General features: G+C 68.8%; 22 protein-coding genes and 6 pseudogenes. 8 read left to right on the top strand and 20 right to left on the bottom strand.

The features are described from left to right. Positions 1-11 precede the first annotated feature (11 nt). Complete coding sequence (locus DPM13_RS10865; protein ID WP_028719921.1) at positions 12-761, bottom strand: DUF1013 domain-containing protein; 750 nt, start codon at positions 759-761, stop codon at positions 12-14. A gap of 162 nt (positions 762-923) precedes the next feature. Between DPM13_RS10865 and DPM13_RS10860 the strand changes: the two genes are divergently transcribed. Beyond that, a complete protein-coding gene (locus DPM13_RS10860) occupies positions 924-1,589 on the top strand; it encodes a ribonuclease T2 family protein (protein WP_112888007.1) in 666 nt (221 codons plus the stop codon). A gap of 230 nt (positions 1,590-1,819) precedes the next feature. Here the strand turns inward: DPM13_RS10860 and DPM13_RS10855 are convergent. The 3 genes and pseudogenes from DPM13_RS10855 to DPM13_RS10845 form a co-directional block, all read right to left on the bottom strand. Next, a pseudogene (locus DPM13_RS10855) lies at positions 1,820-2,810 on the bottom strand (NAD(P)H-quinone oxidoreductase). A 138-nt stretch (positions 2,811-2,948) separates the two neighbouring features. Beyond that, positions 2,949-3,059: pseudogene (locus tag DPM13_RS20825) on the bottom strand (transposase); the annotation flags it as partial. 155 nt (positions 3,060-3,214) lie between these two features. Continuing rightward, positions 3,215-3,466: a hypothetical protein gene (locus DPM13_RS10845; protein ID WP_223251953.1), complete on the bottom strand. Its 252-nt coding sequence runs from the start codon at positions 3,464-3,466 to the stop codon at positions 3,215-3,217. A gap of 109 nt (positions 3,467-3,575) precedes the next feature. Here DPM13_RS10845 and rpsU point away from each other — a divergent pair, with 109 nt between their 5' ends. Then, positions 3,576-3,782 carry a 30S ribosomal protein S21 gene (gene rpsU, locus DPM13_RS10840; protein ID WP_011748553.1) on the top strand — a complete coding sequence of 69 codons (207 nt, stop codon included), beginning with the start codon at positions 3,576-3,578 and terminating at the stop codon, positions 3,780-3,782. A 62-nt stretch (positions 3,783-3,844) separates the two neighbouring features. On the opposite strand, the gene DPM13_RS10835 is transcribed toward rpsU, so the two are convergent. Both DPM13_RS10835 and mscL read right to left on the bottom strand, forming a co-directional pair. Then, the gene (locus DPM13_RS10835) at positions 3,845-4,303 is read right to left on the bottom strand and encodes an Lrp/AsnC family transcriptional regulator (protein ID WP_028719925.1); all 459 of its coding nucleotides are present in this window, start codon (positions 4,301-4,303) and stop codon (positions 3,845-3,847) included. Positions 4,304-4,327: 24 nt separating this feature from the next. Then, a complete protein-coding gene (gene mscL / locus DPM13_RS10830; RefSeq protein WP_112888006.1) occupies positions 4,328-4,762 on the bottom strand; it encodes a large conductance mechanosensitive channel protein MscL in 435 nt (144 codons plus the stop codon). Positions 4,763-4,843: 81 nt separating this feature from the next. Between mscL and DPM13_RS10825 the strand changes: the two genes are divergently transcribed. Next, positions 4,844-5,542 (top strand): glutathione S-transferase C-terminal domain-containing protein, encoded by a 699-nt coding sequence (locus tag DPM13_RS10825; protein WP_112888005.1) that lies wholly within the window; start codon positions 4,844-4,846, stop codon positions 5,540-5,542. Here the strand turns inward: DPM13_RS10825 and DPM13_RS10820 are convergent. Then, positions 5,539-5,682, bottom strand: a complete 144-nt coding sequence (locus DPM13_RS10820; RefSeq protein WP_112888004.1) for a helix-turn-helix domain-containing protein — start codon at positions 5,680-5,682, stop codon at positions 5,539-5,541. The two genes, DPM13_RS10825 and DPM13_RS10820, sit on opposite strands and share 4 nt — an antisense overlap. A gap of 356 nt (positions 5,683-6,038) precedes the next feature. Beyond that, positions 6,039-8,424 (bottom strand): annotated as a pseudogene (pheT, locus tag DPM13_RS10815) (phenylalanine--tRNA ligase subunit beta). Between the two features lie 383 nt (positions 8,425-8,807). Between pheT and DPM13_RS10810 the strand changes: the two are divergent. After that, positions 8,808-8,975: a hypothetical protein gene (locus DPM13_RS10810; protein WP_397246449.1), complete on the top strand. Its 168-nt coding sequence runs from the start codon at positions 8,808-8,810 to the stop codon at positions 8,973-8,975. A gap of 123 nt (positions 8,976-9,098) precedes the next feature. Continuing rightward, positions 9,099-9,611 (top strand): AmiS/UreI family transporter, encoded by a 513-nt coding sequence (locus tag DPM13_RS10805; RefSeq protein WP_112888003.1) that lies wholly within the window; start codon positions 9,099-9,101, stop codon positions 9,609-9,611. Between the two features lie 561 nt (positions 9,612-10,172). Here DPM13_RS10805 and pheS read toward each other — a convergent pair. From pheS to pyk, 8 genes and pseudogenes are all read right to left on the bottom strand, one after another. Next, the gene (gene pheS / locus DPM13_RS10800) at positions 10,173-11,255 is read right to left on the bottom strand and encodes a phenylalanine--tRNA ligase subunit alpha (RefSeq protein WP_105291521.1); all 1,083 of its coding nucleotides are present in this window, start codon (positions 11,253-11,255) and stop codon (positions 10,173-10,175) included. Between the two features lie 46 nt (positions 11,256-11,301). Further along, on the bottom strand, positions 11,302-11,658 hold the full coding sequence (locus DPM13_RS10795; protein WP_112888002.1) for an arsenate reductase family protein: 357 nt from the start codon (positions 11,656-11,658) through the stop codon (positions 11,302-11,304). Positions 11,659-11,689: 31 nt separating this feature from the next. After that, a pseudogene (locus DPM13_RS26985) lies at positions 11,690-12,289 on the bottom strand (cytochrome P450). Continuing rightward, entirely contained in the window at positions 12,286-13,026 is a 741-nt protein-coding gene (locus DPM13_RS26980) for a cytochrome P450 (RefSeq protein WP_397244238.1), read from the bottom strand. Before DPM13_RS26980 ends, DPM13_RS26985 begins: the two are co-directional and overlap by 4 nt. 169 nt (positions 13,027-13,195) lie before the next feature. Further along, positions 13,196-13,555, bottom strand: coding sequence for a 50S ribosomal protein L20 (rplT, locus tag DPM13_RS10785; protein WP_028721130.1), 360 nt, complete (start codon positions 13,553-13,555; stop codon positions 13,196-13,198). A 12-nt stretch (positions 13,556-13,567) separates the two neighbouring features. Then, a complete protein-coding gene (rpmI, locus tag DPM13_RS10780) occupies positions 13,568-13,768 on the bottom strand; it encodes a 50S ribosomal protein L35 (protein WP_024843601.1) in 201 nt (66 codons plus the stop codon). Between the two features lie 108 nt (positions 13,769-13,876). Then, on the bottom strand, positions 13,877-14,200 hold the full coding sequence (locus DPM13_RS10775; RefSeq protein WP_223251952.1) for a hypothetical protein: 324 nt from the start codon (positions 14,198-14,200) through the stop codon (positions 13,877-13,879). Positions 14,201-14,309: 109 nt separating this feature from the next. Then, entirely contained in the window at positions 14,310-15,755 is a 1,446-nt protein-coding gene (gene pyk / locus DPM13_RS10770) for a pyruvate kinase (RefSeq protein ID WP_028721131.1), read from the bottom strand. Between the two features lie 123 nt (positions 15,756-15,878). Between pyk and DPM13_RS10765 the strand changes: the two genes are divergently transcribed. The 3 genes from DPM13_RS10765 (at position 15,879) to DPM13_RS23115 (ending at position 17,542) form a co-directional block, all read left to right on the top strand. Next, entirely contained in the window at positions 15,879-16,619 is a 741-nt protein-coding gene (locus tag DPM13_RS10765) for an N-formylglutamate amidohydrolase (protein ID WP_112888757.1), read from the top strand. Between the two features lies 1 nt (position 16,620). After that, entirely contained in the window at positions 16,621-17,109 is a 489-nt protein-coding gene (locus DPM13_RS10760) for a cation transporter (protein WP_262983110.1), read from the top strand. A gap of 85 nt (positions 17,110-17,194) precedes the next feature. Beyond that, positions 17,195-17,542, top strand: coding sequence for a hypothetical protein (locus DPM13_RS23115; protein ID WP_223252654.1), 348 nt, complete (start codon positions 17,195-17,197; stop codon positions 17,540-17,542). Between the two features lie 25 nt (positions 17,543-17,567). Here the strand turns inward: DPM13_RS23115 and DPM13_RS23110 are convergent, their stop codons facing one another. The 4 genes and pseudogenes from DPM13_RS23110 to DPM13_RS23100 all read right to left on the bottom strand — a co-directional run. After that, entirely contained in the window at positions 17,568-17,870 is a 303-nt protein-coding gene (locus tag DPM13_RS23110) for a hypothetical protein (protein WP_223252576.1), read from the bottom strand. A gap of 162 nt (positions 17,871-18,032) precedes the next feature. Further along, positions 18,033-18,110 (bottom strand): annotated as a pseudogene (locus DPM13_RS26975) (IS3 family transposase); the annotation flags it as partial. Between the two features lie 75 nt (positions 18,111-18,185). Further along, on the bottom strand, positions 18,186-18,992 hold the full coding sequence (gene priA / locus DPM13_RS23105; RefSeq protein ID WP_262983344.1) for a replication restart helicase PriA: 807 nt from the start codon (positions 18,990-18,992) through the stop codon (positions 18,186-18,188). A gap of 508 nt (positions 18,993-19,500) precedes the next feature. Continuing rightward, positions 19,501-19,749, bottom strand: a pseudogene (locus tag DPM13_RS23100) (primosomal protein N' family DNA-binding protein); the annotation flags it as partial. Between the last annotated feature and the right edge of the window lie 137 nt (positions 19,750-19,886).

The following is a 19,886-nucleotide window of genomic DNA, read 5'->3' as shown; positions in this document are numbered from 1 at the left end:
GGGTTCTGCGTTCAGCGGTCCTCGTCCTCGTCATCCTCGCCCGCATCGGGCAGGTTGAAGAAGCTGTCGGCATCCAGGTCCTCGGCCGGCGCGGGCTTCTCCTCGTCGCGCGTCAGGCTGAAGTTCTCGAGCCCGGCGATCGAGGACGGCATCCGCGGCTCGTCCGGCATGGCGAGCGAGCTTTCGGTCGACAGCAGCTTGCGGCGCTCGTCGTCGGTCATGGCGCCGCCCTCGGCCGCCTTCTTCTTGGCCGCCTTCTGCACCGCGGCGTCAAGCTCGGTCTGCCGGCACAGGCCCAGCGCCACCGGGTCGATGGGCTGCATGTTCTGGATGTTCCAGTGCGTCCGCTCGCGGATCGAGGCGATGGTGGGCTTGGTGGTGCCGACCAGCTTGGCGATTTGCGCATCGGCCAGTTCGGGGTGGAACTTGACCAGCCACAGGATGGCGTTCGGCCGGTCCTGGCGCTTGGACAGCGGCGTATAGCGGGGACCGCGGCGCTTCTCCTCGCCCTCGGCGGCGGGGTTGTGCTTGAGCTTGAGCTTGTAGCGCGGGTCCTTTTCGCCCTTGGCGATCTCGGACGCATCGAGCTGGTTCGAGGCGACCGGATCGAAGCCCTTGACGCCGGCGGCCACGTCGCCGTCCGCGATGCCCTGGACCTCGAGCTCGTGCAGGCCGCAGAAATCGCCGATCTGCTTGAAGCTGAGCGTGGTGTTGTCGACCAGCCAGACTGCGGTGGCCTTGGCCATCAGCGGCTTGTTCATGACCTTCTCCTTGACAAATATCTTCTTCGGCCGGGAAAACGGCTGGTGGCGGGCGCCATTCCATTTTCAGGGGGGATTGACGGCCTATATAGGCCGGGGCGGGTCCGGAATAAAGCCTGAATTTCGTGGCGGCGACCGGGGCGGCGAGCTAATCATGCCGGCATGAGACCGCTGATCGTCCTTGCCGCCGCGCTGGCGGCCCTGGCCTGCCCGCCCGCCCTGGCCCAGACCGCGGCCCCGGATCTGGACCGACAGGACGTGGCCGGCCGGTTCGACCATTATGTCCTGTCGCTGAGCTGGTCGCCCGCCTGGTGCGCCCGCGAAGGCGCGGAAAGCGGCGCCCGGCAATGTGCGCCGGGCCGGCGGCTGGGCTTCACCGTCCATGGGCTGTGGCCGCAACACGAAACCGGCTGGCCGGCGGATTGCCCCTCGGCCCGGCCCGATCCGTCGCGGCGCGAGACAGCCGCGATGGCCGACCTGATGGGGTCGGGCGGGCTGGCCTGGTACCAGTGGAAAAAGCATGGCCGCTGCAGCGGGTTGCCGGCGCAGGATTATTTCGCCCTGACGCGCCGCGCCGCCGCGGCGATCCGCCTGCCGGAGACCCTGGCGCGCCTGCCGCGCGACATCACCGTGCCCGCAAGCGTGATCGAGGATGCCTTCATCGAGGCCAATCCGGCCCTCCGCCGCGACGGGATAACCGTCACCTGCCGGAGCCGCTCCCTGCAAGAGATCCGCATCTGCCTGAGCAAGGATCTGACGCCCCGCGCCTGCGGGCCGGATGCGCAACGGGATTGCAAGGGCAGCATCCTGATCCCGGCGCCGCGCTGACGGCACGCTCGGGTGCCTCCGGCGGGGATATTTTAGCAAGAAAGAAGCCGTTAATCGAATCGCAAGGATTTACTGGCAGCTTGAGGTTACGGAACAGGCGGGGACGCCGATGGCCGTCAAGGAAGAAGCCACACCCTAGCCCTTTGCTCCGGCGGGCGGGGTGTGTGCTTTTCTTTCTTGTCTAAATATCCCCGCCGGAGGCACCGGGCCGCGCTGCCAGGCCCGCCCTCTCAATCCTCGGGCGCCACCTGCAACAGGATCTTGCCGACATGGGTGCTGGATTCCATGTGGCGATGGGCGGCGACGGCCTCGTCCAGGGCATAGGTGCTGTCGATCAGCGGCCGGACCGCGCCGGCCTCGACCAGGGGCCAGAGCGCGCGGCACAGCGCCTCGGCGATGCGGGCCTTGGCGGCGTCGGATTGCGGCCGCAGGGTCGATCCCGTCACCGTCAGCCGCCGGGTCATGATCGGGGCAAAGTTGATCGCGGCCTTGGGCCCGCCCAGGAAGGCGATGAAGACCAGCCGCCCGTCGTCGGCCAGCGCCTTGAGGTTGCGCGCGATGTAATCGCCCCCCACCATGTCCAGGATCAGGTCGGCCCCACCCGCCCGCTGCAGGACGGCCACGAAGTCCTCCTCGCGATAGTTGACGGGCTGGGCGCCCAGGCCCGCGATGGCGGCGCATTTCGGGTCCGAGCCGGCTGTGGCCCAGACCCGGGCGCCCAGCGCCCGCGCGATCTGGATCGCCATGGTGCCGATGCCCGACGACCCGCCATGGCCGGAAGCGTTCGCCGGCGCGAAGGCCGCCGCGCTCGACCACGTTGGACCAGACGGTGAAGGCGGTTTCCGGCAGGGCCGCGGCCTCGCGCAGGGACAGGCCCTCGGGGATGGGCAGCGCGTGATCGGCGCAGCACAGCGCGTATTCGGCATAGCCTCCGCCCGGCAGCAGGGCGCAGACCCGCTCGCCCGGCTTCCAGCGGGTGACGCCCGGGCCGACCGCAGCCACCACGCCCGCGCATTCCAGGCCCGGCAGGTCCGAGGCCCCGGGCGGCGGCGCATAGGCGCCGGCGCGCTGCAGCACGTCGGGGCGGTTCACTCCGGCCCAGGCCACCCGGATCAGGATCTGGCCGTGGCCCGCGACAGGAACCGGGCGGCGCGCGAGCTTGAGCACATCGGCATCGCCCGGGGCGGTGATCTCGACCGCCCGCATCAGGTCGGGGATCATGCGTCGGCCCCGCCCGGCGCGGGCCTGGGGGGGCGGCCCGTGCCGCCCGGCGCAGTGCGCGGGCCGGGCGCCCGGATCCAGCCGGCCGCCAGCCCCGTCAGGGTCGAGACGCCGGGAATCGCCCGACAGCCGGCGCATAAGCCCGATGATCTTGTCATCCACCCCGTCGATCCGGGTCTGGCCTTTCTTCACCAGCTCCGGCTCGAAACTGCCGTCCCGGTCACGCGGAACCAAAAGCGGCACCTCGCCGTCCGAACCCTTCACGCGCGCTTCGCCCAGCCCCTCCCACACCGTGTCGGCGGTTTCCCACAGCAGCCGCGCGCCCAGGGCCGCGTGCTGGGGCAGCGCCAGGACCACGGCGCCGGCGCGGGCCATCTCGCGGTCGGACAGCGCCAGGCGGTGCATCACCGCGCCAGGATGCGGTCGCGGAAGCGGCCCTGCGGCGGGTGCCGGTCCAGCCAGTCGCGCAGTTCCTGGTCGCCGCGCCGGTGATAGGCGGCCGCCAGGTCCGCGCCCCCCCGCGGCAGCAGCACCCGCGCCATCTGCGCCGACATCCCCAGGTCGCGCGCGCCCGCCGCCACGGCCTTGTCGTTCATGCCTTCGAAGACGACATGGTTCAGCGCCGCGTCGATCAGCTTTTCCCGTTCGCTCGTCATGGCTTTTCCCCGTCTTGCCGGAATTTCTGGACAAACGCGATTCGCCTTGCTAGAAGGCCGCGTCCTGCAATTCAGCTCAACTTTAACCTAGGAAGGTGGTGACAACCACATGCAGGTAAGTGTTCGCGACAACAACGTCGAACAGGCGCTTCGTGCTCTGAAGAAGAAACTTCAGCGCGAAGGGGTGTTTCGGGAAATGAAGCTCAAGCAGCATTTCGAGAAGCCCTCGGTCAAGAAGGCCCGTGAAAAGGCCGAGGCCGTTCGCCGCGCCCGCAAGCTGGCCCGTAAAAAGGCCCAACGCGAAGGCGCGCTGTAAGACGAGCGGCACGTTCGTTTTCCGAAAACCCCTGCTCCGGCGGGGGTTTTCTTTTGCCCGGCTCAGACCGGCAGCGCCGTCGTCTGCGCCACCGTCTTCAGCGAGAACGAGCTGTGCATCTGCTGGACCCCCGGCAGCTTGGCCAGCCGCTGGCGATGGATGCGGGCGAAATCGTCGGTGTCCTTGGCCACCACCTTCAGCAGATAGTCGGCCGATCCCGCCATCAGATGGCATTCCAGCACGTCGGGGATCTGGCGCACGGCGCGCTCGAACGCATCCAGCAGCTCGTCCGCCTGGCCCGACAGGGTGATCTCGACAAAGACGGTGGTCGGGCGCTCCAGCTTGCGCGCGTCCAGCAGCGCGACATAGCCCCGGATCAGGCCGGTCTCCTCAAGCCGCTGCACGCGGCGGTGGCAGGCGCTGGCCGACAGCGCGACCTCGGCCGCCAGTTCCGCATTGGTGATGCGGCCGTTGCGCTGCAGCACCGCCAGGATGCGCCGGTCGGTCGGGTCAAGCTCGATCATGACGCATCCCTTGGCATGGGCTCAGGCGCGCAGGCCACGCAGCTCGTCGCGGATCTGCATCAGCAGCTCTTCCTGCGTCGGGCCAGCGGGGGCGGCTTCGGCCTCTTTCTTGCGCACGGCGGTGCTCTGGATCTTGTTCACCGCCTTGACCAGCAGGAACACCGCCCAGGCGATGATCAGGAAATTGATGACCGAGGACAGGAAGGCGCCATAGGCAAAGACCGAGGCGCCGGAATCGCGCGCGGCGGCCAGGCTCGCGCCCTCGGGGACGGTGCCCTTCAGGACCAGGTAATGGCCGCTGAAATCGGTGCCGCCGGTCAAAAGGCCGATGATCGGGTTGATCAGGTCGGCCACCAGCGAATTGACGATGGCGGTAAAGGCGGCGCCGATGATGATGCCGACGGCCAGATCCACGACATTGCCGCGGGCGATGAATTCCTTGAATTCCTTGAACATGGACTTACCTTTCCTGTCGCACGTGGGGCGATCTTGCCCATAGAGTCCCCCGGAATCCAGCCCAGACAGTCAGGACATGCCATGACCGACCGTGCCGATTTCCCGATCACCCGCCGCTGGCCGCCTGTCCGCCCCGATGTGATCCAGCTTTACACGCTGAACACGCCGAACGGCATCAAGACCTCGGTCATGCTGGAAGAATGCGGGCTGGACTACGACGCGCACCGCATTTCCATCACCGATCCCGAAGATCAGATGACGCCCGAGTTCCTGTCGCTGAACCCCAACAACAAGATCCCGGCGATGATTGACCCGAACGGCCCGGGCGGCCAGCCCATCGGCATCTTCGAGACCGGCGCGATCCTGATCTATCTGGGCGACAAGACCGGCCAGTTCCTGCCCGCCTCGGGCGCGGCGCGCTATCACACGATCCAGTGGCTGATGTGGCAGATGGGCGGTCTGGGCCCGATGCTGGGCCAGGTCGGCTTCTTCCACCGCTACAAGGGCAAGGAAATCGAGGATCCGCGCCCCCGCACCCGCTATTACACCGAGGCGCGGCGCCTGCTGGGCGTGCTCGACCGCCAGCTCGAGGGGCGCGACTGGGTCACCGGCGACTACTCCATCGCCGACATGGCCATCGCCCCCTGGCTGCGCACCGTGCGCGTGAACTACGAGGCCGAGGCGGAAACCGGCATGGACGGCTTCGCCAATGTGCAGGACTACCTGGACCGCTTCCTCGCCCGCCCGGCCGTGCAGCGCGGCATCGAGGTCGGCGCCTAGCGCCCGATGTAGATCGCCGCCGCCTGGGCGCGGTTCGACACGTTCAGCTTTCGCAGGATCTCGGCGACATGGTAATCCACCGTGCGCCGAGAGATTTCCAGGATGGAGGCGATCTCGACGCTTCCTGATGCCGACTTCATTGAAATGCACAATCAGGTCTAGGCCGGGATCGCATACGAGCGATGCATGGCAGCAACTTTGGATGTTCTGCTAGATCTTAAGATCGGAAGAGATCGCGATCGTGGCGCTAGCTGGAGCAGAGCTGTAGTCGCTGATGATCTCGGGGGTGGCCGTATCATGCCAGATACACTAGCCACCATCTTCTACCTGCCTCTTATCGACCTGCGTTTACGATCCGACGCCTGCCGGCCGCCTTCGCGCGGCGGAACGGGGATGGTCGCGCGCTCCTGCGAACCGGAACGGGGATGGTCGCGCGCTCCTGCGAACCTCCCCTCAGGAGCATACAATCCAGACGACGACGGCACGCCGGCTCGTCTTACCCCCGCAGCACGCCCCCGGTGGCCTTGCCGACCTTTTCGACGATCTTCGCCGAAACCGCCTCGATCTCGGCGTCGGTCAGGGTCTTGTCCCTGGGTTGCAGGCGGGCGGTGATGGCGATGGACTTGCGGCCGTCCTCCAGCCCGGTGAACTGGTCGAACACCGTCACCCGCTCGATCAGCGCCTTGTCGGCACCGGCGGCGGCGTTGACCAGGGCCAGCGCCTCGACCTGCGGATCGACGACAAAGGCAAAGTCGCGCTCGACCGCCTGCAGGTCCGACAGCGCCAGCGCCGGGCGCGAGGGCGATTTCACCTTGGGCAGCGGCACCGCCGCGATGCGCAGGGTAAAGCCCACCGCCGCGCCCTTGATCCCGAAATGGCGCAGCACGCGCGGATGGATCTCGCCGAAGGTTGCCAGCGTGTTCGGACCCAGCGCGATGTTGCCCGCCCGGCCGGGGTGCCACCAGCCGTCCAGCTTGCGGTTGATCTGCGCTTTCGCCGGCGCGCCGATCTGGGCCAGCACCGCCTCGGCATCGGCCTTGGCGTCATAGATGCCACCTTGCGGCGCGAGGCGAAGGGATCGCGCGGCGCGGTATGGCCGACCATGATCGCGGTCAGGTGCAGGTCCTGCTCTCCGGGCTCGCCGCCGCTGAACACCGGCCCGCATTCGAACAGCGCCAGGTCCATGAAGCCGCGCGCCTGGTTGCGCGCCGCCGCCGCCAGCAGGCCGGGCAGCAGGTCGGGGCGCATATGCGTCATCTCGCTGCTGATCGGGTTCTCGATCCGCACCGCATCGGACCCGCCGCCGAACAGCGCCGCCGCGGCTGGTCGATGAAGCTGTAGGTGACGCATTCGTTATAGCCCAAGGCCGCCGCCATGCGCCGCGCCGCCGACTCCCGGCGCTGCAAGGGGGTCAGTACCGGGGCCGGCACGCCCGCCTGCGGGCGCGGCAGGGGCTGGCCCTGCAAGCCGCTCAGGCTGGCGATGCGCGCCACCTCCTCGACCAGATCGGCCGCGCCCTGCACGTCGGGACGCCAACTCGGGACGAAGGCCTGGTTGCCGTCCAGGCGGAAGCCCAGCGCCTCCAGCGTGGCGCGCTGCCTGTCCTCGGGGATTTCCATGCCGACCAGGCTGGACACCTTGGCCGGGTCCAGCGGATAGCTGCGCGTCGTGTCGGGGATGGCGCCCGCCGTCACCACCTGTGACGCCTCGCCGCCGCACAGGTCCAGGATCATCCGCGTTGCCAGTTCCAGGCCCTTCTGGGTAAAGGCCGGGTCCGCACCGCGCTCGAAGCGATAGCGCGCGTCCGAGGTGATCTTCAGCGCGCGCCCCGCCGTCGCGATGGCGATCGGATCCCAATAGGCGCTTTCCAGGAACACGTCCGTGGTCCCCTCGTCGCAGCCCGAGGCCTCGCCGCCCATGATCCCGGCGATGCTTTCGGGCCCGGTTTCGTCGGCGATGATCATGGTGCCGGGGGCAAAGGCATAGGTCTTGCCGTCCAGCGCCAGCAGTTCCTCGCCCTCATGCGACGGGCGCACCACCAGGTCGCCCCGGACCTTGGCCGCGTCAAAGACATGCAGCGGCCGGTTCAGGTCGAAGGTGAAGAAATTCGTGATGTCGACCAGCGCATTGATCGGCCGCAGCCCGATGGCGGTCAGCCGCTTTTGCAGCCAGTCGGGCGACGGGCCGTTCTTCACGCCCAGGATCAGCCGGCCGCTGAAGAACGGCGCCTTGTCCGCCACCTCGGGCGCGATGCGGATCCCGATGGGCGAGGCGAAGCCGCCCGACACCGTGACCTCGGGAACGGGCTTCAGCGTGCCCAGGCCCCGCGCGGCCAGATCGCGGGCGATGCCGTGGACGCCCAGCGCGTCGGGGCGGTTCGGGGTGATCTTGATCTCGATGACCGGATCGACCGCCTCGGGGCGGTTCGCGGCCAGCCAGTCGACGAATTTCTCGCCGACCTCGCCCGAAGGCAGCTCGATGATGCCATTGTGCTCGTCCGACAGTTGCAGCTCGCGTTCCGAGGCCATCATGCCATGGCTCTCGACGCCGCGGATCTTGCCCACGCCCAGCGTGGTGTCGATGCCGGGAACATAGTCGCCGGGCTTGGCCAGGACCACGGTGATGCCGGCCCGCGCGTTGGGGGCACCGCAGACGATCTGCTTCTCGCCCTCGTCCGTCATGACCTTGCAGACCCGCAGCCGGTCGGCGTCCGGGTGCTGCACCGCCTCGGTCACGCGCGCGATGGTGAAGGGGGCAAGTTTCGCGGCCGGGTCCGTCACCCCCTCGACCTCAAGGCCCAGGTCGGTCAGCGCCTCGGTGATCTCGTCCAGCGTGGCGGTGGTCTCGAGATGCTCCTTCAGCCAGGAGAGGGTGAATTTCATTGCGGCGGCTCCGTCGGGTTCGGGCGGTCCATGGGGATCGGCAGGTTCGGGCTCCCTTAGCGCATGGCGCGGCGGAATGGTAGGGGCGCGCGGGCGCCCCCTGCCCCCCTCCCCCCTGCCCACCGGTCCGACGGCCGGTGTACGGCCTGTGTACGCGCGGTGTACGCCCGTCACGGCCCGGCGCTTGCAGGAAACCCGGCGCGCCCTATATTAAGGGACATTAACATGGGCAAGGGAGCCAATGATACACCAACAGATGCTGATCGAACAACGCATCAGCCAATGACGCGAAATCCCCTCTGGTCGCCTATCTGCTGGCGATCCTGCTGTGGGGTTTCGGCGCACACCGGATGTATCTCGGCCGCTGGGTCAGCGGTCTGATCATGCTGGCGATGTCGGGCCTGGGCTGGCTGACCGCGCCCATCCTGATCGGCTGGCCGCTCCTGGGCCTGGTCTGGGTCTGGGCGGTGATCGACCTGTTCCTGATCCCCGGCATGATCCAGGAGGACAAGGACGAGATCCGCCGCCGGCTCGGCTCGGGCCTGTACTGATCCCTCATAACCTGCGGCGATTGCATCGATTTTCCTGATGCTGATTATCCGCGCCGGCCCATGGTGCCGGGGCGGCGGCCCGGCTAGAGCCTCGCCCAGCCTTCCGGCTGCGATGGGGGAAACATGCTGACCGGCTTCGTTCTGTTCTATGTGGGCGCCGTCCTGGTCATCAACGGGCTGTGGCTTCTGGACCGGATCGACGGGCGCGAAATCGTCGTCATCAACATCGTCACCGCGCTGGTCTCCGGCGCCGTGGTGCTGCACGACGCCTTCGGCCCCAAGGCCGACGCCGAGTCCATCCGCAACGCCACGCTGTCCCTGCTGTTCTGCACGACCTACCTGTGGGTCGCCTGGAACCGCCTCTCGGGCGCCGACGGCCGCGGCTTGGGCTGGTTTAGCCTGTTCGTCGCGGTAACGGCCCTGCCGGTTTCCGTGCTGGCCTTCCGCGACGCCCTGAACACCGGCGAAGCCTGGATGGCCGCCAACTGGCTGGCCTGGGCGGGGCTGTGGTTCCTGTATTTCCTGATGCTCGCGGTGCGCTTCCCGGTCACGCGGCAGGCCGGCTGGGTCACGCTGCTGGCGGGGGTGTTTACCGGCTGGCTACCGGGGTTTCTGATGATCCAGGGGGCATTGTGAGGGGGCGGTCGACCGACCGTTAACCACAAACCCGATCAGCCGTTTTGCGCTGGGACGGCAGGGGCTATTTTCAGGGATATTGTTTCTTTACACGGATTCCCAACAGATGCTGATCGAATTTCTTTTCCTTGATACTCGAATTCATCAGTAGGGAAACGACATTGTCACATCGAGGCACTCTTTTACCATGGAAAGGCATCGTTGCATTTCTATAGATGTCGTCGTTATGAGCTGTTTACGCTGTTTTGGTTATATGCATCGAGAGTCGAGTTCAAGAGAATCAACGAAAGTTTACTGACTGCATTGGATGGGGCTTTTTGGCGAGCCAATGTCGCGCGCGGAAATAAATTAATGGACATTGTGAAAGAAGATGCGCAAAAGTTCGCCGCAATCATCGATGTCCGCCAGAGATCCACAGACCTCCCAAATTACGCACACGCACACCTTCCAGTTCTCGCAGAGTTGAGATGTTGTCGGCCAAATTTTTTCGTGCCTGAAATATCCCGGGGGGAGAGGAGCGTCAGCGAGGAGCGTCAGCGACGAGGGAGGGCAGCCCCCCGATCACCGCGACAACCCGCCCGCCACGCTCGGCACATCCCCCGCCGCAAAGCCGTAGTGCTTCAGCCACCGCAGATCGCTCTCAAAGAACGCCCGCAAATCCGGGATCCCGTATTTCAGCATGGCGATCCGGTCGATGCCCATGCCGAAGGCAAAGCCCTGCCACTGGTCCGGGTCGATCCCGCCCGCGGCCAGCACCTTGGGGTGCACCATGCCCGAGCCCAGGATCTCCAGCCAGGAATTCCCCTGCCCCAGCGTCAGCTTGCCGCCCTCCCAGGAACAGCGGATGTCGACCTCGGCCGACGGTTCAGTGAAGGGGAAATGGCTGGCGCGGAAGCGCAGCTCGACCTCGTCCAGTTCGAAGAAGGCGCGGCAGAATTCCTCCAGCGTCCATTTCAGGTTCGCCATGGAAATGTCGCGGCCGAGCGCCAGCCCCTCGACCTGGTGGAACATCGGCGCATGGGTCTGGTCCATGTCCATGCGATAGACCCGGCCCGGCGCGATCACCCGGATCGGCGCGCCGGTCGCCTGCATCGCCCGGATCTGCACCGGCGAGGTATGCGTGCGCAAGACGTGCGGCGGGCGCGGGTCGCCCTCGGCCCGGGCCATGAAGAAGGTGTCGTGCTCCTGCCGTGCCGGATGCTCGGGCGGGATGTTCAGCGCGTCGAAGTTGAACCAGTCGGATTCGATCTGCGGCCCCTCGGCCACGCGAAAGCCCATGTCGGCGAAGATCGCGGTGACCTCATCGGTCACCTGGCTGACGGGATGGATGGTGCCCTGCGGACGCGGCCGGCCGGGCAGGGTCACGTCCAGCCATTCCTCGCGCAGCCGGGCGTCCAGCGCCGCATCCTCCAGCCCCTGCTTGCGGGCGCGCAGCGCGGCATCGACCTCGTCCTTCAGGCGGTTCAGCGCGGCGCCGCGGGTCTGGCGCTCTTCGGGCGTCATGCGGCCCAGTTCTTTCATCATGCCGCTGATCTCGCCCTTCTTGCCCAGGGCGGCCAGCCGCACCTGTTCCAGCGCGTCGCTGTCGGCGGCGCCGGAAATGCGGTCAAGATAGGTCTGGCGAAGGCTGGTCAGGTCGGACATGGCAGGCTTTCCTTGCGGTTCCGCCGCCGATTAGCACGGCCGGGGATCAGGGAAAAGCCTGGCGGGACAGGCTTTCGCGGACCAGCTCGGCAGGGCGGCACAAACGCACCCCGCCGGGACCGCAGACGAAGGGACGTTCGACCAGGACGGGGTTCTCGACCATGGCGGCCAGGATCGCCTCGTCACCGGCATCGGGCAGGCCGCGCTCGGCCGCGTCGGTGCCCTTGACGCGCAGCGCCCCGCGCGGGGTCACGCCGGCGGCGGCGAACAGGCCCAGCAGCTGGGCGCGGGTCCAGCCCTCGCGGACATAGTCGATGACCAGGGGTTCGAACCCCGCATCGCGGATCATCTGCAGGACCTTGCGCGAGGTCGAGCAGTTCGGCTTGTGATGGATGACGATCATGGCCGCGACCTTAGCGCCCCACGCGCCGGGATCAAGCCCGCGCGCGAACCGACAGCCACAGCCCGCCATGCGGGCGCAGCGTCAGGATCATGCGCGGCTGCGGCTGGCGGGCGGTCAGGTCGAACCGCAGCCGGGCGACCAGCGTGGCCAGGATGATCACCGCCTCCTGCAGGGCAAAGCTCGCGCCGATGCAGATGCGGGGACCGGCGCCGAAGGGCAGGAAGGCAAAGCGGTCGCGCGTCACGCCGGGGGCAAAGCGGTCCGGGTCGAAGGCGTCGGGATCGTCCCACAGCAGGTGGTGGCGATGCAGCGCATAGATCGGCAGCATCACCGTGTCCCCCGGCAGCACCTCGCGCCCGCCCAGGCTGTCGTGGATGCGGGCGGTGCGCGACAGGAACGCGGCCGGAGGGTAAAGCCGCAGCGCCTCGTCCACGATCTGGCGGAGATTGTTATGCCTGGAAATCCATCCGTGGCGGCGCGATCACCACCGCGGTCGGAGCCGGCGGAGAGCCAGGACCTCCGGCCGGGCGAAAGCCAGCAGGTAAAGCGCCCAGGCCAGCGTCAGGGCGGTCGTCTCGTGGCCCGCGACGATGAAGGTCAGCAGGTTGTCGCGCAGCTCGCCCGGGGTCATGCGGCGATGCGTCTCGGGGTCCTCGCCCGCGCGCAGCAGATCCAGCAGATCCGGCACCGGGCGCGGCCCTGACCGGGCGCGAGCGCGATCGCATCGTCGGCCACCCGCTTCATCCGCCGCAGGTCGCCCCCCGACCGCAGCCGCCCCGGGCGCGGGATCCAGCCCGGCAGGCCCAGGATGTCCAGGACCGAGATCCGCGCCGTACTCTCGATATAGGCGTCGATGGCATGGTGCACCGCGTCGCGGTCAAAGCCCTCGTCGCCGGAAAAGGTCACGTCGGAAATCACCTCGAAGGTCGCGGCGACGGTTTCGGCGAACACGTCGACCGTGCCGCCAGCCGCTGCCGACAGCCGCCGGGCGCTCGCCTCGGCGGCGGCGGTCATCACCGGCGCCAGGGCCTCGACATGGCGCTGGGCAAAGGCCGGGGCGGCGGCGCGGCGTTGCCAGCGCCAATGCGCGCCCTCGGCCACGAACAGCGATTCTCCGACCGCCGGCTCCAGCAGCAGCTTGGTGACCAGCGACTTCGGGTAATCCTCGACCCGGTCCTTCAGCACCACGCGCAGGGCGTCGGGGTCCATGACCATGTGCCAACGCTTGCCGACCTTGCCCGAGACCATGGGCTGGCGCACGGCGATCTCGGGGATCAACTCCAGCACATTGCGCCGCGCGACCAGGGCGCTGCCGATCACGCCCAGGGGCTTGCGGTGCAGGGGAACGCGGGCGGGATAACGGCTCATGCCTTCAAAACCGCCGCGGCCTCGCCCGGTTCCTCGTGTTTTCACCGTTTCCCAAATACCCCCGGGGGTGCCGGGCCTGCCCGGCGTGGGGGCAGCGCCCCCCGAACGCAAAGCAAAAAACCCGCGCCGAGGCGCGGGTTTTTCCGTATTCCTGCAAGCCTGCCGGCAATCAGGCGGCGGCTTTCGCCTGCGCGACCACGGCGGCAAAGGCCTCGGGCTCGTGCACGGCCAGGTCGGCCAGGACCTTGCGGTCCACCTCGATCCCGGCTTTCGCCAGCGCGGCGATGAAGCGCGAATAGGTCATCTCGGCATCGACGGCGCGGACGGCGGCGTTGATGCGCTGGATCCACAGCGCGCGGAAGTTGCGCTTGCGCGTCTTGCGGTCGCGGGTCGCGTACTGGTTGGCCTTGTCGACCGCCTGGGTCGCGGTGCGGAAGTTGCGCGACCGGTTGCCATAATAGCCTTTCGCCGCGTCAAGAACCTTCTTGTGGCGGGCGTGGGTGACTTTACCCGATTTGACTCGTGCCATGTCCGGTTCTCCTTAGCGGTTATAGGGCATGTATTTCTTGACGATCTTCGCGTCCGCGTCGGACAGGATCATGGTCCCGGTCACGTCGCGGATGAATTTCGTCGAGCGCTTGATCATGCCGTGGCGCTTGCCGGCCGGACCAGCTTTCACTTTGCCCGAGGCCGTCATCGAGAACCGCTTTTTCGCGGCCGATTTGGTCTTCATCTTCGGCATTTTACTCTCCTTGCGGTCAGAGTGAACGCGCGACTCGGCAATGCCATATCGGCCGGCCGCGCGGGTGGAAGCGCGCCCTATAAGGCCGCGCCGGCGAATTGGCAAGCCTTATTGGGCTGGAGCCGGGGTCAGGGGCGCCCCAGCGGACGTCGGAGCCGGAGCGGGTTCCGGCACCGGGGCCGGCATAGATTCCTGGGCAGGTTCCGGCGCCGGCGCGGGCTCGGCCACAGGCGCCGCGGGTTCGGCGGTCGGCTCGGCCGGCGGCAGCACCGGGTCGGCGCCAAAGCTTTTCCCGCTGACCAGCCGCTCCCAGGCGTCGCAGACGCTGCGCCAGCCAAAGGGCCGCTCGTCCAGCCAGCTTGCCGCGAACAGCGCCACGATGCCCAGCACCAGGGCCAGCGCAGCCCCGCGCGGCGCGCGCGTGCGCGCCACCGAAACGACGGCCATCACGCCGAGAGCGCGCAAAGCGCCACCCCCGCCAGCAGCAGAAGGTCGATCATCGGGGCCACCCTTTCCTTGCTAAATCTCTTGGCTCCGGGACTTATTCCGGATCGGTGCGATAGATCAAGCGTTCGTCGCAGGGCGCGATGCGCAGGATGTTGGTCGTGCCCGACTGGTTGAAGGGCACGCCGGCCATCACGACGATCTGGTTCGTCTCGTCGGCAAAGCCGAAATCGCGCGCCGCCTTGGCCGCGTTGACCACCGCCTGCTTGAAGCGCACCAGTTCGGGCGTCAGCACGCAATGCGTGCCCCAGGTCAGACACAGCCGGCGCAGGGTGGTTTCCTCGGCGGTCATGGCGATGATCGGCACCCGCGGGCGTTCGCGCGCCACCAGGCTGACTGTGGTGCCGGACGAGGTGAAGGCGCAGATCGCGGAAATGTCGGTCGTCTCGGCGATCTCGCGCGCGGCGGCGACGATGGCGTCGGCCACGGTCTGGCGCTTGGCCTGGCGCGAGCTTTCGATGATCTCGCGATAGGTCGGATCGCTTTCGACCGAGCGCGCGACATTGTCCATGGTCGCCACCGCCTCGACCGGATAGCTGCCGGCGGCGCTTTCGGCCGACAGCATGATCGCGTCCGCCCCCTCATAGATCGCGGTCGCCACGTCGCTGACCTCGGCCCGGGTGGGCATCGGGCTTTCGATCATGGATTCCAGCATCTGGGTGGCGACGATCACCGGCTTGGCGGCCGCGCGGCAGGCCCGCGTCAGGCGCTTCTGGATCGGCGGCACGGAATGGACCGGCAGTTCCACCCCCAGGTCGCCCCGCGCCACCATGATCCCGTCCGAGACCTTCAGGATCTCGGGAAAGGCCCGCACGGCGGCCGGCTTCTCGATCTTGCTCAGGATCGCGGCGCGGCCCTTGGCCAGTTCGCGGGCCTCGATCACGTCCTCGGGGCGCTGGACGAAGGACAGCGCCAGCCAGTCCACGCCCAGCTGGCAGGCGAATTCCAGGTCGTCGCGGTCCTTGTCCGACAGCGCCGCCAGGGGCAGCACCACGTCGGGCACGTTCACGCCCTTGCGGTTCGAGATCGGCCCGCCCGCCGTCACCACGCAATCGGCGAAATCCGGCCCGCAGCGTTCGACCCGCAGCCGGATCTTGCCGTCGTTGACCAGAAGCTCGGCGCCCGCGTCCAGCGCGGCGAAGATCTCGGGATGGGGCAGCTGCACGCGCGCCGTGTCGCCCGGCGCCGGGTCCAGGTCAAAGCGGAAGCTCTGGCCGTCGTGCAGGTCGTGCGGCCCCTGGGCGAATGTGCCGACGCGCAGCTTCGGCCCCTGCAGGTCGGCCAGCACCGCGATGGGGCGGCCCGATTCCGCCTCGACCCGGCGGATGATGTCATAGCGGGCGCGCTGTTCGTCGTGGGTCCCGTGGCTCATGTTCAGGCGGAACACGTCCGCCCCGGCCTCGAAAAGCGCGCGGATGGTGGCGAAATCGCTGGAGGATGGTCCCAGCGTTGCCACGATCTTGACCTTGCGATGCCGTCTCATCCCTGATCCCCCGGACTGTTTGCGCTATCACCTGCGCTGTCTTACGTCAGGCCCCGCCCCGCGGCAACTGGCCCCGTGGACATGGCTTGCACTAATGTCTGCCCCATGCAAGGCAAAGGGACCATGACGGCAGAACCATTTTCCATCCTGGGCGAGGACCGCCCCTCGCGCTGGCTGATCACCTGCGATCACGCCACGAACCGCGTTCCCGACTGGATCGGGGGCGGCGATCTGGGGCTTCCGCCCGAGGACATGGCCCGCCACATCGCCTATGACGTGGGCGCGGCGGGGCTGACGCGAAAGCTGGCCCAGCGGATGGGGGCGCCGGCGATCCTGTCGGATTTCTCGCGCCTGGTGATCGACCCGAACCGGGGCGAGGACGACCCCACCCTGCTGATGCGGATCTATGACGGCACCGTCATCCCCGCGAACCGCCACGCCGACGCGGCCGAGCGCGAACGCCGGCTGGACCGGCTTTACCGCCCCTATCACGCCGCCTATGCCGCGCTGGCCGCCCGGCGTCCGGACCGGGCGATCTGCGCCGTCCACAGCTTTACCCGCCAGCTGCGCGGCCGCCCGCGCCGGCCCTGGTCGGTCGGCGTGCTCTATTCCCACGACGACGCGCGGCTGGGCCCCGCCCTGATCCGCGAATGCCGCGCGCAGGGCTGGATCACCGGCGACAACGAACCCTACGCCGGGCATCTGGCGGGCGATTCCATCGACCGCCACGCCATCGCCCACGGCCGCCCCAACGTGCTGATCGAGGTCAGGAACGACCTGATCGAGGACGAGGCCGGCCAGGAGCTGTGGGCCGAGCGCCTGGCCGGGGTGATGGACGGGTTCCTGGAACGCTGCGGGGTCTAGGATGCGGTCCGAGCAGTCGATCCTGCGCCTGTCCATCGCGGTGACCTTTGCGCTGGCCGGGTTCGGGGTGATCTTCGGCGTGCTGACCGGCTCGTCCTCGATCATCTTCGACGGCATCTATTCGGCCATGGACGCCAGCATGACCATGCTGGCCCTGCTGGTCTCGCGCCTGATCACGCAATCGCTGGCCGAGCGGACCCAGGCCCGGCTGCGGCCGCATTTCACCATGGGCTTCTGGCATCTGGAGCCGATGGTGCTGGGGCTCAGCGGCAGCCTGCTGATCGGGGCGGCAGGCTATGCGCTGGTCACGGCGGTCAGCAGCCTGATGGCCGGCGGGCGCGACCTGCGTTCGGTCAGGCCATCCTTTACGCCGTCATCACCGTCGTCACGGCGGCGGCCATGGCGCTTTACGGCCGCCGGGCGAACCGGCGCATCGGGTCGATGTTTCTGGAACTCGACGCCAAGGCCTGGGCCATTTCGGCCGCGATGACCGGGGCGCTGCTGACGGCCTTCGGCTTCGGCTGGGCGATCCAGGGGACGGCCTGGGATTGGATGTCGCCCGATGTCGACCGGCGATGCTGGCCGTGGTCAGCCTGGTCGTGCTGCCGATGCCGATCCCGACCGTGCGCCAGGCGCTGGCCGACATCCTGCTGGTCACGCCGCAGGACCTGAAAAGCCATGTCGACCGCGTCGCCCGGGCCGCCGCCGCGCGGCACGGGTTCCTGGGCCACCGCGCCTATGTCGCGCGGGTCGGCCGGGGCCGCCAGATCGAGCTGTTCTTCATCGTGCCCCAGGGCGCCCCCGCCCGCACGCTGGAGGAATGGGACGCGATCCGGGACGAGGTCGGGGACCAGATCGGCGACGAAGGCCCCGACCGCTGGCTGACCATCGCCTTCACCACGGACCCCGAATGGGCGTCCTGACCGGGGCGCGCGCGGGCCCTGCCCGTCAGAAAAAGCTTTGCGGGTCGATGTCCACCGACAGGCGCAGGTTGGTGGGCGGCTTCGGCGCCCCGGCCAGCCATTCGGCGATGGCCTGCTGCACCGGCGCCTGGCGCGGCGCGCGGATCAGCATGCGCACGCGGTGACGGCCCCGGATGCGGGCGATGGGCGCGGGCGCGGGCCCCCAAAGCTCGGCCCCCACCGCCTGCAGGGGCGCGGCGCGGCGGGCCAGGGCGCGGGCGTAATCCTCGACCACGGGCTGGTCGGGGTGGGACAGGATGATGCCCGCCAGCCGGCCGAAGGGCGGCATCCCCGCCGCCTGCCGCTGCGCCGCCTCGGCATCCCAGAACGCCTCGTCCTCGCCCGACAGGATCGCGCGGATCACCGGGTGGTCGGGCTGATAGTCTGCAGAAGCGCCAGCCCCCGCGCCTCGTCCCCCTCGCGCCCGGCTGGGCCCGCGATCTGGCTGCATCGTGACGACCTTCTTGCCGCGCACAACGCCTTGCAACCCCATGACCTTCATCAGCCGCTCCACTGTGCAACGGGCGAAGTCGTGGCCCTTGGCGACGATCTGGGTGCCGATGATGATGTCGGTTCGCCCGCGCATCAGGGCGATCAGCCTCCTTCAGCGCGCAGGCAATTGACAGGTCCGGGACAGCACCGCCGCCCGCGCCTCGGGGAAGCGCTCGGCCACCTCCTCGGCCAGGCGCTCGACGCCGGGGCCGATGGCGGTCATCTTGCCCTCGGTCCCGCAGCTCGGGCAGGCGGTGGGGATGGGCTTCGTCGCGCCGCACTGGTGGCAGACCAGGCGGTTCTGGAAGCGGTGCTCGACCATGCGGGCGTCGCACTGGTCGCAGCCGATCTGCTGGCCGCAGGCCCGGCAGGCGGTGATCGGGGCATAGCCGCGCCGGTTCAGGAACAAAAGCGACTGTTCGCCGCGCTCCCTGCGCGCCGCCACCTCGGCCGCCAGGCGCGGGCTGATCCAGCGGCCGCGCTCGGTCTCCTGCGCGCGCAGGTCGATGGTGCCCATCTCGGGCAGTTCGGCGCTGCCATAGCGCGCGCGCAGGTCGATGCGCGCGTATTTCCCGGCCTGTGCATTGACCCAGCTTTCCAGGGACGGCGTGGCCGAGGCCAGCACCACCTGCGCCCCCTCGATGCTGGCGCGCAGCACGGCCATGTCGCGGGCGCTGTAATAGACCGCGTCCTCCTGCTTGTAGGACGAATCGTGCTCCTCATCGACGACGATCAGGCCCAGGTCGGCAAAGGGCAGGAACAGGGCCGAGCGGGCGCCGACGACCAGGCCCACGTTCTGCGTCGCGGCCATGGTCCACAGCCGCCGCCGCTCGGCCCGGGTGATGCCCGAATGCCATTCGCCGGGCCGCGCGCCGAAGCGCGCCTCGACCCGGTCCAGGAACTCGGCCGACAGCGCGATCTCGGGCAGCAGGACCAGCGCCTGCCGGCCTTGGCGCAGCCATTCCGCGACGGCCTCGAGAAGACCTCGGTCTTGCCCGAGCCGGTGACGCCGCGCAGCAGCGTGGTGCCATGCCCCGGCCCCGCAGCGCCCCCTGCAGCGCGGCCGCGGCCTCGGCCTGGTCGGGCGCCAGCGGCTTTCCGGGCAGCGCGGGGTCGAGCCGCGGATAGGGCAGATCGCGCGGCGCCAGCACCTCGGTCAGGGTGCCGGCCTTGACCAGCCCGTGGACGACCGAGGCGCCGACCCCGGCCAGCTGCGCCAGTTCGCCCGGGGCGAACCCTGCCCCGCCGTGGTCCTCGATCACCCGCAGCACGGCGGCGCGGGCGTCGGTCATCCGCTCGGGCGCGGGACCCGCGCGATGGACGATGCGCCGGGCCCCGGGCGGCTGGTCCAGGTCCGGCGCCCGCGTCGCCATGCGCAGCATCGCGGGCAGCGGCGTCAGCGTGTATTCCGCCATCCGGGCCATGAACTCCAGCATCCCGGGCGCCAGCGGCGGGGCGTCGATCAGCCGCGCCACGGGCCGCAGCCGGGCCAGGTCGAAATCGCCCACCCCCCGCCCCCAGACCGCGCCCATGACCCGGCGCGGGCCCAGAGGCACGACGACCAGCTGGCCCAGCCGCACGCCGCCCTCGGGCGCCAGGTAGTCCAGGATGCCCACCACCTCCTGCGTCAGCACGGCGATGCGGGCGCCCTGGGGATAGAACGGCGGCCGGTTCATCAGGGCAGCGGGCGCGGCTGGGGTCTGGCGGTCAAGGCGGTCTCCGAGGAAACTGGACAGGGGCGGACTGTGCCACGGGCGCGACAGGCCCCGCAAGCGGCCCCCTGCGGACTTTCCGCCCTGCCGGTTTTGCGCTA

The organism is Paracoccus mutanolyticus, assembly GCF_003285265.1.
Classification (GTDB): domain Bacteria; phylum Pseudomonadota; class Alphaproteobacteria; order Rhodobacterales; family Rhodobacteraceae; genus Paracoccus; species Paracoccus yeei.
This window is presented reverse-complemented; position numbering and strand designations above follow the sequence as displayed.

What these genes read in the sequence shown, in the direction of transcription:
- DPM13_RS10865 (WP_028719921.1), bottom strand. Translation starts at nt 761, where the DNA reads ATGAACAAGCCGCTGATGGCCAAGGCCACCGCAGTCTGGCTGGTCGAC.
- DPM13_RS10860 (WP_112888007.1), top strand. Translation starts at nt 924, where the DNA reads ATGAGACCGCTGATCGTCCTTGCCGCCGCGCTGGCGGCCCTGGCCTGC.
- DPM13_RS10845 (WP_223251953.1), bottom strand. Translation starts at nt 3,466, where the DNA reads ATGACGAGCGAACGGGAAAAGCTGATCGACGCGGCGCTGAACCATGTC.
- rpsU (WP_011748553.1), top strand. Translation starts at nt 3,576, where the DNA reads ATGCAGGTAAGTGTTCGCGACAACAACGTCGAACAGGCGCTTCGTGCT.
- mscL (WP_112888006.1), bottom strand. Translation starts at nt 4,762, where the DNA reads ATGTTCAAGGAATTCAAGGAATTCATCGCCCGCGGCAATGTCGTGGAT.
- DPM13_RS10825 (WP_112888005.1), top strand. Translation starts at nt 4,844, where the DNA reads ATGACCGACCGTGCCGATTTCCCGATCACCCGCCGCTGGCCGCCTGTC.
- DPM13_RS10820 (WP_112888004.1), bottom strand. Translation starts at nt 5,682, where the DNA reads ATGAAGTCGGCATCAGGAAGCGTCGAGATCGCCTCCATCCTGGAAATC.
- DPM13_RS10810 (WP_397246449.1), top strand. Translation starts at nt 8,808, where the DNA reads ATGCTGGCGATGTCGGGCCTGGGCTGGCTGACCGCGCCCATCCTGATC.
- DPM13_RS10805 (WP_112888003.1), top strand. Translation starts at nt 9,099, where the DNA reads ATGCTGACCGGCTTCGTTCTGTTCTATGTGGGCGCCGTCCTGGTCATC.
- pheS (WP_105291521.1), bottom strand. Translation starts at nt 11,255, where the DNA reads ATGTCCGACCTGACCAGCCTTCGCCAGACCTATCTTGACCGCATTTCC.
- DPM13_RS10795 (WP_112888002.1), bottom strand. Translation starts at nt 11,658, where the DNA reads ATGATCGTCATCCATCACAAGCCGAACTGCTCGACCTCGCGCAAGGTC.
- DPM13_RS26980 (WP_397244238.1), bottom strand. Translation starts at nt 13,026, where the DNA reads ATGAGCCGTTATCCCGCCCGCGTTCCCCTGCACCGCAAGCCCCTGGGC.
- rplT (WP_028721130.1), bottom strand. Translation starts at nt 13,555, where the DNA reads ATGGCACGAGTCAAATCGGGTAAAGTCACCCACGCCCGCCACAAGAAG.
- rpmI (WP_024843601.1), bottom strand. Translation starts at nt 13,768, where the DNA reads ATGCCGAAGATGAAGACCAAATCGGCCGCGAAAAAGCGGTTCTCGATG.
- pyk (WP_028721131.1), bottom strand. Translation starts at nt 15,755, where the DNA reads ATGAGACGGCATCGCAAGGTCAAGATCGTGGCAACGCTGGGACCATCC.
- DPM13_RS10765 (WP_112888757.1), top strand. Translation starts at nt 15,879, where the DNA reads ATGACGGCAGAACCATTTTCCATCCTGGGCGAGGACCGCCCCTCGCGC.
- DPM13_RS10760 (WP_262983110.1), top strand. Translation starts at nt 16,621, where the DNA reads ATGCGGTCCGAGCAGTCGATCCTGCGCCTGTCCATCGCGGTGACCTTT.
- DPM13_RS23115 (WP_223252654.1), top strand. Translation starts at nt 17,195, where the DNA reads ATGCTGGCCGTGGTCAGCCTGGTCGTGCTGCCGATGCCGATCCCGACC.
- DPM13_RS23110 (WP_223252576.1), bottom strand. Translation starts at nt 17,870, where the DNA reads ATGCCGCCCTTCGGCCGGCTGGCGGGCATCATCCTGTCCCACCCCGAC.